General features: G+C 54.7%; 12 protein-coding genes. 6 read left to right on the plus strand and 6 right to left on the minus strand.

Going from position 1 to position 12,815, the window contains the following annotated elements; translation table 11 throughout:
- Positions 1–167 precede the first annotated feature (167 nt).
- The 3 genes from H6G52_RS02985 to H6G52_RS02995 form a co-directional block, all read right to left on the minus strand.
- Complete coding sequence (locus tag H6G52_RS02985) at positions 168–551, minus strand: nuclear transport factor 2 family protein (protein ID WP_190526340.1); 384 nt, start codon at positions 549–551, stop codon at positions 168–170.
- A gap of 190 nt (positions 552–741) precedes the next feature.
- Complete coding sequence (locus H6G52_RS02990; RefSeq protein WP_242026157.1) at positions 742–1,338, minus strand: CAP family protein; 597 nt, start codon at positions 1,336–1,338, stop codon at positions 742–744.
- Positions 1,339–1,764: 426 nt separating this feature from the next.
- Positions 1,765–3,333, minus strand: a complete 1,569-nt coding sequence (locus H6G52_RS02995) for a SpoIID/LytB domain-containing protein (protein ID WP_190526342.1) — start codon at positions 3,331–3,333, stop codon at positions 1,765–1,767.
- Positions 3,334–3,550: 217 nt separating this feature from the next.
- Between H6G52_RS02995 and H6G52_RS03000 the strand changes: the two genes are divergently transcribed.
- The 6 genes from H6G52_RS03000 (at position 3,551) to H6G52_RS03025 (ending at position 9,498) form a co-directional block, all read left to right on the plus strand.
- On the plus strand, positions 3,551–4,033 hold the full coding sequence (locus H6G52_RS03000) for a Dps family protein (protein ID WP_099533125.1): 483 nt from the start codon (positions 3,551–3,553) through the stop codon (positions 4,031–4,033).
- Between the two features lie 165 nt (positions 4,034–4,198).
- Entirely contained in the window at positions 4,199–5,317 is a 1,119-nt protein-coding gene (locus H6G52_RS03005; RefSeq protein WP_190526344.1) for an ATP/GTP-binding protein, read from the plus strand.
- Positions 5,318–5,319: 2 nt separating this feature from the next.
- The gene (locus H6G52_RS03010) at positions 5,320–5,997 is read left to right on the plus strand and encodes a DUF3226 domain-containing protein (protein WP_190526347.1); all 678 of its coding nucleotides are present in this window, start codon (positions 5,320–5,322) and stop codon (positions 5,995–5,997) included.
- 85 nt (positions 5,998–6,082) lie between these two features.
- Positions 6,083–7,222 (plus strand): non-hydrolyzing UDP-N-acetylglucosamine 2-epimerase, encoded by a 1,140-nt coding sequence (wecB, locus tag H6G52_RS03015; RefSeq protein ID WP_190526614.1) that lies wholly within the window; start codon positions 6,083–6,085, stop codon positions 7,220–7,222.
- A 730-nt stretch (positions 7,223–7,952) separates the two neighbouring features.
- The gene (locus H6G52_RS03020) at positions 7,953–8,159 is read left to right on the plus strand and encodes a hypothetical protein (protein ID WP_099533122.1); all 207 of its coding nucleotides are present in this window, start codon (positions 7,953–7,955) and stop codon (positions 8,157–8,159) included.
- The gene (locus H6G52_RS03025) at positions 8,143–9,498 is read left to right on the plus strand and encodes a murein hydrolase activator EnvC (protein ID WP_190526349.1); all 1,356 of its coding nucleotides are present in this window, start codon (positions 8,143–8,145) and stop codon (positions 9,496–9,498) included. The genes H6G52_RS03020 and H6G52_RS03025 overlap by 17 nt, the downstream gene beginning before the upstream one ends.
- Positions 9,499–9,590: 92 nt before the next feature.
- Here H6G52_RS03025 and H6G52_RS03030 read toward each other — a convergent pair whose 3' ends face one another.
- The 3 genes from H6G52_RS03030 to H6G52_RS03040 all read right to left on the minus strand — a co-directional run bounded on the left by H6G52_RS03030 (position 9,591) and on the right by H6G52_RS03040 (position 12,437).
- Positions 9,591–10,202: a class II aldolase/adducin family protein gene (locus tag H6G52_RS03030; protein ID WP_190526351.1), complete on the minus strand. Its 612-nt coding sequence runs from the start codon at positions 10,200–10,202 to the stop codon at positions 9,591–9,593.
- Positions 10,195–11,316, minus strand: a complete 1,122-nt coding sequence (gene mtnA, locus H6G52_RS03035; RefSeq protein WP_190526353.1) for an S-methyl-5-thioribose-1-phosphate isomerase — start codon at positions 11,314–11,316, stop codon at positions 10,195–10,197. Before mtnA ends, H6G52_RS03030 begins: the two co-directional genes overlap by 8 nt.
- 101 nt (positions 11,317–11,417) lie before the next feature.
- Positions 11,418–12,437, minus strand: a complete 1,020-nt coding sequence (locus H6G52_RS03040; RefSeq protein ID WP_190526616.1) for an LOG family protein — start codon at positions 12,435–12,437, stop codon at positions 11,418–11,420.
- Positions 12,438–12,815: the final 378 nt, after the last annotated feature.

Genomic DNA, 12,815 nt, shown 5'->3' on the forward strand with positions numbered 1-12,815 from the left:
ACAAAGCAGTCTATTAGATTGCTAGGATTGAAATTACGCAACAGATGATCAAACTACAAAGCTCATTCTGGCCGCTGTTGGTTGGCTGAACCGATTAGTAGACATCATTTCGAAGCCCGGTATACGCTTTAGCTACCATAACTGACATGGCGTTCCTTAAACCCTATCTAAGAGAAATTATAAGGAGTCACACTGCCCCCAGCCACTTGCCAGCCCGTTTCGCCCCTGCGCCACACCCGCATATAGCGGAAATCTCCCGCAAAAGCATTTCCTAGATACGATCCACTCAAGAAAATATGCGCCGATGCAAGCGCAACATCTTCGCTCAAAACTCGGATTTCTAGCGCCTTAGACACCAACTCATGAAACTGAGTGCCCCCCGTTCGATGCAACTCCAAATCCATCGCCTTAGTTGCTAGCTCACCAATTGACCCAGAAAAGAGCAAATCATCAGCAATGAGCACGTCCAATTCAGACAGATTAGACGTGCTCATTGCGGCACGCAGTCGCGCTTCACACGCGCGAATTTCGGTTGCGATCACTGAATTCATAGCGGCTGATGACGTTTTGATGATGCTTCATTATGACTCATCATTCTATTCACCAGCCGCCACCGATTTTCCAAGGTGTTGATCGTAACTATTATGGTTGTCGATCGCCCTAACACGCCATCAACCGATCGCAACCTAAGCACTCCCAAATACAGGATTTCAAGCCCGTATCAACTAAGCCTCACTCCCACTAATAAACGGGTTCTTCCTCATAATTACCCGGCGGACTATAGCGACAAACCAAAACTGCACTACCGCCTCCCATCGCGACACCACAGCCCACTTGCGTCGTGTTCCGCCAAACCACTTGGGTATAGTGCCCCACATCGGCCCAGTTGCCCGTGGTACTGACATCCGGGAAAATTCCGGGCTGAAAATATTGCTTTTCGCTACCCCAAAGATCAACCAATTTCGCAGCGCTATCGGCTCCCACCGTGCCCTTGGCGAGGTTCTCGCCTTCCCCGTGGGGATCGGTTGAGTGATCGAATTGGCCAGTGCTGGCTAACTGGTTAGCCCAGGCTTGGGCATGGGCCGCCAATGTGGGCGACCAAGTGAGGTCGGGCACGCCAACTTCCTTTCGATATTTGTTGTGGGCTGCCAGAATTTCTTGCTCCAAGGCCTTGGCTTGCTTGGCTTGGCCAGAAGTAATCGCGCGGCCAATATCGCGAGTCTTGGCAACAGCGAGATCCGGCAGACCACTAGCCGCGATCGCCCCAGCCAGCACAACGGAACCCAGTACCCAAGGCGATCGGCTCCCCCCAAACTTACCCAACACTGACTTGAACATAGATCACCTCTTAAGGATTTCAAGCATGAGCATGATGGAGCCGATCGCCCCTAGCCAATCGTGCCAAATAGCCCCTATCTTCTTCGCTGCTTTTTCTGGTTTCTTACAGCGATTTTAGCTATCATTCCTCGCCACAAAATACTGAACATCACGCTCAACGATCGCCTTGATCGGCTGATGGAAAGGAATCACCTCAGAGGTGCTCAGTTCAGTTTTTCAATCTGCTTCTGAGCAACTCGGTTGACTAACCTTAATTGAGGCGATTTTGTGACCGCAGTTAGCGGCAGGTGCGTCCTACAAACGGCCTGCTGTCATTATTTTTAACTCTAGAAATTTGGTCTGGGGTGATCGCTTAACGATCCCTTCATACCCAAAATCGAGGGTTAACAAGGGGTTGAGACCCCCTGGCTGGGATGGGAACGATCGCTATTGCGGTTGCGGATCGCGCCAGAGAATTAGCCGATCGCTCATCGGTTGTAACTGCGTGCCGGGGTAATAGAACTGCAAAATTCGGCTGGCATTCCAACCGAGCTGAGCCAGCTTTTGCGATCCCGCTTGGCTCAGGCCCGCGCCGTGACCCCAGCCGCCACCCACAAAGGCATAGCCCCGCAACGGTTGCGTGCCACCCCCGATCGGCTCCAGGTAAAACAATGTGCTGCGCGGAGCCATGAAGGCGCTGCGAACCGCGTCTTTTTCGAGCACCAGGGGGCCGCGATCGGTTGCGACGGTCAGCTTGCGCACCCGGCCGCCGGGCGATCGCTCCGTCACGGTCAGGCTTTGGACGGTTTTCAGGTTGGCGCAATCACTGTTTTGGGCCCGACAATAGCGCTGCAAGCCTTGGGCAATTTCCGGCAGGGTGCTGCTGCGTCGCCAGCGGAAGTCGCGCCAGCCCAGCTCGTTCCAGCCCTGGGCGATCGCTAGGAATTGCCGCAGGTTGCGCTCATCGGACAGGGGCCGCGCCGCCAAGTCCCAAATCGGTTGATGGGCATCGACCACGGGCCGCAGGTAGGGGCGATCGGGCCCGTCCCACACATCCGTGAAGTGGGCTGTTACGCCGCCGGAGGTAGAAAAGTAGAGCGCGTCGATCAGCTCGTTTTGATAGGTGAGCACCTGACCATTGGTGGCGGCGATCGCCCGATCGACCCGGGCCGTGGCCGCTTTCAGGCCGCGATAGACCTGGCAATGGGTATCGGCACAGAGTTGGTAGCCATCGATCGCGAACCGCCGCAAATTCCGCAGGGCATAGGTGCGCGCCAAAATCGCCTGGGCTTGCAGGGCGGATTCCGGTGCACCGGCCCCAATTTCGTAGGGAACCACGCCGCGCAGATAGGTTTCCGTGGGTACGGCATTGACGATTGTGTAGCTGCCATAGGCGTTGCGCTGGAGCTTCAGGGAACCAGCAAATCGATCGCGCCCCACCTCGATCGCCCCTTTGCCCGCCGAAATCTCTAAACGCTCACTGGCAAAGGATTGCCCCCCGATCGCCCCGCTCACCAACAGGTTGCGATCGCGCCGCTGACTAAACAAACTGGGCTGGCCACCGGTTGTGGCGGGCGGGTTGGCCCGAACACTATCCAGCAACAACCGCCGCAACAGGGGCTGGTGATAAATTTCCCGCTTAGCCCACACCTGCCAGCGCTCCGACGGTTGGGCCAACTCCACCTGAATCCCGCGCGATCGCCATTGGGTCGCGGCCGCCTCCGCCGTTTCAAAGCTGCGGTAAGTACCCAGCACCACCCGCTCATCAACAACGGGTTCCGGCAAGGGTTGGGTAACGGGTTGCAACACCAAGCGATCGCCCGTCAAGGTTTGGGTGCGATCGAGCGAATCCACCTTTACTGTTAGGCGATCGCCCGGTTGCGCCTTCAGTTCCAAGGTTCCCGACTGTTCCCCAAACCGCTGCACAATCCCAATTTGCAGCACCGGATTGGTCGCCGCGATCGCTTCCGGAGCCATCACCCACAGCAGCGCTCCCACCCAAAAAACTTGCCGCATTGTTCCCCTCAAAAACGAACCCATACTAAGTGATTTTACTGATCTCCATTTGCCACGGGTCAAGGGATCAGCAGGCTGCACCCACCCCCCGCAGTCAGGATAATTTGACGTATTGCAACTCGAAATCAATATGACTATGATAAAGACAACTCGATTGCGCCCCTCCGTTTCCCCAGCCCCTGTCTTAAAGTCGTTTCATCAAGTTGGGTAATTCACCATGGCTGTTTCTGCTCCCATCATTAATATCGGCATTCCCGAAGCCGATCGCGCCAACATCGCCGCCGGCCTCTCCCGCGTCCTGGCCGACACCTACACCCTTTATCTGAAAACCCACAACTTCCACTGGAACGTCACGGGCCCGATGTTCAACACGCTGCACCTGATGTTCGAGGGACAGTACACCGAACTCGCCCTCGCGGTGGATTTGATTGCGGAACGGATTCGATCGCTTGGCTTCCCGGCTCCCGGCAGCTACAGCGAATATGCCAAGCTAACCTCCATTCCCGAGGCCGAGGGCGTTCCTAGCGCCGAGGTGATGATTGCCCAGTTGGTGGAAGGCCAAGAGGCCGTCGTGCGCACGGCACGGGCGGTGTTCCCCCTGGCCGATGCGGCGAACGATGAACCCACGGCCGATCTGTTGACCCAGCGCTTGCAAATTCACGAAAAGAACGCTTGGATGTTGCGGAGTTTGTTGCAATAGGTTCAGCCTTTCGCCCCTCCCGATCGCGCTAAGGGCGATCGACCATCACGCGAGAACCCCGATCCTCCCAGCACTGGATCAGGGTTTTTCGCGTTAGTTTTGAACTAATTCATCTTGATCCACCAGGGCGATCGTCCCTTCTCTGTCCCTCAGGAGATCCCCACCATGCTCCAAAGTCTCGAAATCGAAAACTTCCGCCAGTTTTCCCACTTCACCATCCCCAAACTGGGCCGCATCAACCTGCTCACCGGCAAAAATAATAGCGGCAAAACCTCAGTCCTAGAAGCAATTTACTTGCTCATGACCCAGGAGCATCCCGCCCAGTCCATCGTTAACTTACACATCAATCGTGGCGAAGTTTCTCCTCTTGGTAACTCTGGAGAATATGTAAATTCTAGAGAATACATTGCAGAGATCACTCATCTATTTAATAATCGAAATGTGAACAATGGAGAAGTTGTAAGAATTTTAGGTTTACACCAAGAAGGAACGAAAGAAAGCATTTCTATTCAAATTGATACCAGTCAAAAGGGAGGCTTAAAACTTCATAGTCTTTCCGACATTCGCAAAGAAACTTGGCCAAAACTTCTTCTAGAAAAACAAGATCAAAACTTCGGTTCGCTGTCATATTCAGTTGATATATCTCCAGACTTCAAAATTCCTTTTGATCGATCTCTCTATTCTCAAGATTCTTCTCCATATGATCAAGATCTTGAATTTTTAGTATCAACTGATTTGAATTCTGAAAAAGTTGCAAAACTTTTTGATGAAATTGTTCTAACACCAGAAGAAGATCTGGTTATAGAGGCAATTCAGATTATTGAGCCAAGAATCAGAAGAATCGCACCTGATCACGGTAAATTTGAAAGAGTTAATCTGAGTTCTAGGCAAGGATTTCTAATTCAGTTTCGTGATGAAAACAACAGAAATCCTATGGGAAGTATGGGAGACGGAATTTGGCGACTACTTGGCATTGCGTTAACGATGGTTAATGCAAAAGGGCAAGTTCTATTAATTGATGAAATTGACACTGGCTTTCACTACAGTGTCATGGTTGATCTCTGGAAATTTATCTGGAAAAGTGCCAAAAAGCTAGATATCCAAGTTTTTGCAACAACCCATAGCCGCGATTGCTGGGAAGCTCTGGGAGAACTGATCGAAGCTGAAGAAATTTACGATGATGAAATCATGATTCATCGAATTGATGCGAAGCGCGATCATAGCACCAGCTACGACACAGATAAAATTGTCATCGCTGCTGAAGATAAGGTTGAGGTTCGATAAAGATGAGTTCAACGAGTCATCGATCGCGAGTTCTGTTCGTTGAAGGCAGTAGCGATAAAACAATTATCAAGGAAATTCTCAATATTTACTTACCGCACTGGAAAATCACTAGAAAACGATCAGGATCATCACAGCCACAAATTGATATTCAAGATCTTCAAGGAATTAAAAATATAACGCCAGACAAAATATTTAACCAGCTAGCTGATCCTAATGTGCCTGCTTTGGGAATTGTGATTGATGCTGATAGTAGTGCTTCAGATCAGTGGCAAGAAATCTGTCAAACTTGCCAATCTGTTGAGCAATTGCGTTCTATTTCATTCCCTAACCAAATTCCTGAAAATGGATTTATTTGCTCAGTTAGTGATGATCAAAAATTTGGTATCTGGATGATGCCAGACAACCGATCGCCTGGAATGCTGGAAACTTTGCTATCTCAGCTTATTCCCAGCGATCGTGAAAACTTATGGATACATTTACAGGAATCCGTTGCTCAGGCAAAACGCCTGGGTGCGCCATTTCGTAATCACCATTTAGATAAAGCGCGCATTTATACGTGGCTAGCTTGGCATCATAAACCTGGTGTATGGCCTGACACTGCACAGCGAGATGTTTTTAATTTTGATCATCCCCAGGTTCATGCCTTTGTGGACTGGCTAAAGACACTCTATGACTTATGAGCCGGTAATCTGTAGGGCGGGCTTGCACCCCAAAATTGATTCAACCAATTGATTCACAGGATGGATTGGCGCTGTGGCTGACCGGATGCGGATTTGTGTGACGATCGGGACTCGACCGGAAGCGATCAAGATGGCTCCGGTGGCGCGGGCGTTTTTGCAGGACGATCGCTTCGAGACCCAAATTCTGCTGACGGGCCAACATAAGGAAATGGTCGAGCAGGTGATGCGGCTATTTGAGTTGCAGGGCGATCGGGACTTGGCAATTATGCAGCCCGGCCAAACCCTGACGGATATTACCTGTCGCAGCTTGACCGGTTTGGGGGAGCTGTTCGCGGAAATTCAGCCCCACTTGGTGTTGGTGCAGGGCGACACGACGACGGCCTTTGCGGCGGCCCTGGCGGCGTTTTATCAACAAATTCCCGTGGGGCATGTGGAGGCGGGTTTGCGGACAGACAATCTCTACAGTCCGTTTCCTGAGGAGGCGAATCGGCGGCTGATTTCCCAGGTGACGCAGTTGCACTTTGCGCCGACGGATTTGGCGGTGGTGAATTTGCAGAAGTCGGGGGTGATGGGCGAGGTTCACCAAACGGGCAACACGGTGATTGATGCGCTGTTGGCGGTGGCGGCGAAAAATCCGCCTTGCCCGATCGCCCCGTTGGCTGGAACTGCAACGGCCGGGCGATCGCTCGATTGGTCGGCGGGGCCGGTGATTTTGGCAACGGTGCATCGCCGGGAAAATTGGGGTGATCCGTTGACTGAGATTGCCGATGGGTTCCTGGGGCTGCTCGATCGCTTCCCGGATCTGTCGCTGGTGTTGCCGCTGCACCGCAACCCGACCGTGCGCGAACCGCTGATCGGCAAGCTGGGGCCCCACGATCGCGTGTTTTTGACGGAGCCGCTGGACTATTCGGCGCTGATTGGGGCCATGCAGCGATCGACCCTGATCCTCACGGACTCCGGCGGGTTGCAAGAGGAAGCCCCGAGTTTGGGCAAGCCGGTGCTGGTGTTGCGCGACACGACGGAACGGCCCGAGGCGATCGCGGCGGGCACGGCCAAACTGATCGGCACGGCCACGGCGGACATTGTGCGGGAAGCGAGCCTTTTACTGAGCGATCGGGCTGCCTACGAGGCCATGGCCCACGCGGCTAATCCCTTTGGGGATGGTCAGGCGGCGGCACGAATTGTCCAAGCAGTAGCCGCTTGGTTGGCGCAACGATCGAGTTAGGTAGCGGACGACGCTGAGCAGTTCCATCGCTCTGGGGCGGTTAGCGACCCCAGAGCGAGCGCACCACTGAAAATCACGGCAGATGGGAGCAAGCCAAATGACTGCCACGATGGTTTGCTCCCATTTTGCTTACGGAAGACCAGGTATGAATTAACACAGTTGTTTACGTTCTCCTGAGCCTAGCGTTGTCAGTTGCGTATTTTTTTTAACCAGTGAAAGAGACTCAGTAAACCTTGGTTAAGCACTAATTTTCTGGTGATGAAGCTGGGTAATTTTTTTGACCTCTAAAACTGGTTTTTCAATAGTTATTAAGATTTCCCGATCGCGCTGTGGGATCGGTCATTTTAATCGCGATATTTAGAGTATCCTCAAAAGCCCACAGTTCCTTGATCCCCGAGATCAGTCCTGAATTTTGCAGAATTTTGCAGCGGTCAGGGCGGGTGGTACTGTTGATGACCGTTTGCCTCGGTTGCATCAGGAGCCTGGTTTCAAAGGCCGTTTCTCAGATCCTTGAGCGAATGGTTATGATTTGATCCCCGCGCTCCCGCACCGATCGCCCCTTGAGGATCAGCCTCAGATGCAGCACTGTGACTCCTAGTCCAGATCATGGGTTTGTTCATGATGAAATCCATGGGTTTTGGGTTGTGCAGATGTCGAGTTTTGGGTTGAGCCGTCGCTGTGTGTGGGGCATTTGGGATGGTTAATTTTCTTAAAAAAAGTCATAAAGACCATGGCTAATGCTGTGAATTTATCGGATGCAACCCTGATGGAAATTTACGCAGATGCGATGACTTCAGGGGTCATTACAGAGGATCAATGCGAGCGGCTCCATGAGGCGCTGGTGGACAGTGACTTGACGGAGCATGAGCAACAGGCGTTGAATCGAATTTTCCATTCGGTTTGGCGAGGATGGCTCCGTTATGGCGATCGCCCCTGAGCGCGCCCCCCGATCGACTCATGCAGCGCCGTTGTTGGGCAATCCATTTCGATCGCCCACCCAACGGTTAATGGGATGGATGATCCAATGGTTCACTCGATCGCGCCCTCGGTGGGTGGCGATCGGGTTGAGTTGGTTGTTGGGATGCCTGTTGGGATTGGGTTGGCTGTTGGGGTCAATTGACCTAGCCCGATCGCAGTCGTTGCCGGAGTTGCGCCAACAGCAACAGCAATTGGAGCAGCAACGGCAAACCGTCAAGGAACAGCGGCAAACCGTCCAGCAACAGCAACAGGCGACCCAGGAACAGATGAAAACCCTGGAGCAGTCGCTCGATCGCACCGAGGCGGAGTCGGATCGCACCCAAAGCCGTTTGGACGGGGCGGTGGATCAGTTGGCGATTTTGGAGCGCGATTTAGCCCTTGCGGAACAGAACTACCAGCGCAAGCGGTTGGCGATCGTGGCGCGGCTGCGGTTTTTGCAACAACAATCGCCTCAGTGGGGATTGGCGGCGCTGTTGCAAAGCAAGTCGATCGAACAGTTCTTTGATCATCAACACCGGCTGCAAGCGGTCTATGGAGCCGATCGCCGACAACTGAAGGAACTCGATCGGGCGGCGGATCAGCTCAGTTTGCAGCGCAGTCAGTGGCAAGAACGCCGCCGGGAATTAGCCAGCCTCAGCCAAGATCTGAGCCTAGAAGAGTTGGAATTGCGCCGCCGCACCCAAGCGGAGCAGGCTCGGGCGGCCGCCTTGCGGGCCGACCAAGCCCGTTTGCAAACGGAACAGGCCCAGCTCGATCGGGACTCGGCCAACCTCACGCGCTTGATTCAGCAGCGCATTACCGAACAGCAACAGGCCGAGGCGATCGCCCGTTTAAATCGCATGGCCGCCTTTCGAGTGCCGGGCCAGTTTGGGAGCCTGAATGCCGGTGAACCCAAAATTTTGAAGTTACCGGGCGGCATTTTGGCCACGCCCGTGGACGCGCTGATCACCAGTGGGTTTGGCTGGCGGGTGCATCCCATTTTGGGCTACGGCCGACAGCACAATGGGATTGATTTTGGAGCAGCCCATGGAACCACGGTGCGATCGGCCCATGGCGGAACCGTGGTGGTGGCCGGCTCGTTTGGGGGCTATGGCAACACGGTGGTGATCGATCGGGGCGATGGCCTATCCACCCTCTATGGTCACAACAGCGAACTGTATGTGCGGGTGGGGCAAACGGTGCAGAAGGGCGAGGCGATCGCCGCCGTTGGTTCCACGGGGCTGTCCACGGGGCCCCACTTGCATTTTGAAGTGCGAGAAAATGGCGACCCGGTGGATCCAGTCCCCTACCTGCGATAGAGCTATTGATTAACGCTGTTGATTAACACTCTTGATTAACGCCGTTGATTAACCCGGATCGAGAGCTGGGGCCGCAGCCCGATCGGCTCTGTTCAGCTCGCCCCCAGGGCCGCGAGGCGATCGAGCAACGGTTGGGCCGCCGTTTCCAGATCCTGACCAAAGGACAACACTCCATCCTCATGACCCGCCATCACCAAAATGCGGCATTCCGGTAAGGGGCTTTCGGTAAACAGCCGCGCCATTTCCCGCGCCATGGCCGGTGTGCCGTAGGGAACCGTTGCCCGAGTGGTGGGCAGGCGATCACGCTCTTGATTCCAGAGGGCGGGACAGTGACCGTGAATAATCGCCCGAATGTTTGGATCCAGTTGGTAAATGGCCGCATGGGTCAGGGATTCCGAAGAGGCGCAGATCGGCCCCCAGCAGTGAAGCCAGTTGCGATCGATCTCCCAGCGATCGACCAGGGTGTAATGCTCGGGGCCGGTGCGGGTGAGGTGGCCCGTCTGCGTACCGGAGATCAAAAATCGATCGATCCCCAGACGAATGCTGAGGTTGCCGTAGCCAATGCCGTTGGGATACACCCCGATCGCCCCACACTGAAACAGTCGATCGCGCCAGGTGATCAACGCCTGCAACGCCACAGGATCAAGGGCGATCGGGGGAGCCTGCTGCCAATCGCAGGCAAATTTAATTACGCCCTCATCCATGGTTTTGGGCCCCCTGTTCGGGAAACAGACCCAGCAAGCCCGCTTCGGAGGCCGCGCAAAGGCCGCGCTCGGTAATCAACCCCGTGACCAGCCGGGCCGGGGTCACATCAAACCCATAGTTCGCCGCCGGAGAGGCTTCTGGGCAAATCAGCACAGAGGCGATCGCTCCCGATTCCGTGCGGCCATCCATATATTTCACTTCCCGATCGCTCCGCTGTTCGATCGGAATTTCCCGCACCCCGTCCCGCAATGTCCAGTCGATCGTGGAAGACGGCAGCGCCACATAAAACGGCAGATCATTATCTTTGGCGGCCAAGGCCTTCAGGTAAGTGCCGATTTTGTTGGCCACATCGCCACAGCGTGTGGTGCGATCGCTCCCCACAATCACCAAATCCACCAAACCATGCTGCATCAGGTGGCCGCCCGTGTTGTCCGCAATCAGGGTATGGGGCACGCCATGTTGGCCCAACTCCCAAGCAGTTAGCTTTGCGCCTTGGTTGCGTGGGCGAGTTTCATCCACCCACACATGGAGCGGAATTCCCTGATCAAAGGCTTGATAGATGGGAGCGGTGGCGGTTCCCCAGTCCACACAGGCCAGCCAGCCCGCATTGCAGTGCGTCAACACATTTACAGGGCGGCCGGTGCGGGCATAGATGTCTGCAATCAGGCGTTGGCCGTGGTGACCAATTTGGGCGCATTGCTGCACATCAGCCTCGATGATTTCGGCGGCCCGCAGCCACAGTCGATCGAACGCGGCCGCCCCGGACTGACAATCGGCCACTGCTGCCAACTGCTGAGCGATCGCCCAGTGGAGATTGACGGCCGTGGGCCGCGTTTTCAGTAGCCGTTGGGCCGCCTCCGCGATCGCCCCCTGAAAGTCCGCAGTCGATCGCGCCGCCATGCCCGCCAGGGCCATCCCCACCGCCGCCGTGGCTCCAATCAGCGGCGCACCGCGCACCACCATCTCCTCAATGGCCCAAGCCGCCGTTTCCAAATCCGGCAGCGGTTGCCAAACCAGTTGATGGGGCAATTGCCGTTGGTCAATCACCGCCACCGCTTCCGGGCGATCGGGATCAAACCGAATGGTTCGGGTCGCAACACCAGCAATTTTCATGAACCACCACCACAATCCAAAGGGCGATCGTCATCTTGGCATTGAGGGTCGGCCTTGCTCAAGCCAAGGGCGAATTCACAGCCGGGAGAACCCGTCGGCAACTATTTCACCTCCGGATGCGGAAACAGCGTCGTGGCAGGCTGAAATTGGTTGATTTGGTGAATTAACTGGTGCAACCGACCCAAATCCCGTTGGTTAAACGTCATCACCAAGCGCGGCAACCCCACCGTAGGGCTGTTGCGTTCTGCGGGCAGGGCGGCGGATTTTTCGATCGCCCCACTGACCAAAATGTCACTGAAGGTTTCGTTCAGTTTTGCCAACCACTCATCCGACAGTTCCGTTCGCAATCGCAACACCAGCCGATCGCCCACATAGCGACTGGAATGATAAATCCGATAGAAGTCGGCGATATAGTCACAGGCGGCGGCCGGGCGATCGGTCATGAAATACAAATTCAAATCTTCGGGGCTGATCAGGCCACGGTGCAGCAGGTGGTCACGGTGGTAGGCTTCCCAGGTTTGCCAATAGTCTCCACCGGGGCGATCGAGCAGCACAATGGGAGCCGGGCCAAACTTGCCCGTTTGCGACAGCGTGAGGCACTCAAACGCCTCATCCTGTGTGCCAAAGCCCCCGGGAAACAGCGCCACCGCATCGCTTTCGCGCAAGAAGAACAGTTTGCGCGTAAAGAAATACTTGAAGTTCACCAGTTTAGGATCCCCGTCAATGTGGGGATTGGAGGTTTGCTCAAAGGGCAATTGGATATTGAGGCCAAAGGATTTTTCCCGGCCGGCCCCCTCATTGGCCGCTTGCATAATGCCTGGGCCGGCTCCCGTGATGGCCATGAAGCCCCGGGCCGTGATGCAACGGGCAAAGGTCAAGGCCGCCTCATATTCCGGCTCTTGTTCGGGTGTGCGGGCCGAGCCAAAGATGGCCACCTTCCGCACATGGCGATAGGGATAGAACACCTCGATCGCCCGTTGCATGTCGATCAGCGCACCGTTTAGGATTTTCCAATCCAGGCGATCGGCGTGGCTGTCGGCCAATTCCAAAACAGTTTCAAGGGCTAATTGCACCAGGCCGCTGTTGGGAAGGGTTTCCAGGCGATCGAGCAAATCCACCATCTGATGGCGTAACCGTTCTCCACTGTTTCGACGGTCTACGGATAATGACGAAAAGGCCACAGTCCCTCCCTGGCTTGCTTGGGCCAGCGCAATCTGTACTTTTCTTCAATATCTCACTTTACGATCCCCAGCGATCCCCCCTTAAATTGCCGTTAACGTTGCTTCCGCGCCCAGGAGTCACAATCGCCCCAAACAGCCTCCAAGAAATCGAAAACAGGGCAAAACAAGGCAAAACAGAACAAAGCAGCCCAAAACAAAAGAACCTGGCAAGGCCAGGCTCTTCAAATTGATGAATTTCAGTTCAGTTTCAGGGACTTTAAAAACGTCTTTTGAAGGTTTTTAAAACGTTTGCAGCACCCTGAGTGAACGCTCAACCGC

Origin of the sequence: Limnothrix sp. FACHB-881 (genome assembly GCF_014698135.1) — a bacterium.
In the GTDB taxonomy this organism is placed as follows: domain Bacteria; phylum Cyanobacteriota; class Cyanobacteriia; order CACIAM-69d; family CACIAM-69d; genus CACIAM-69d.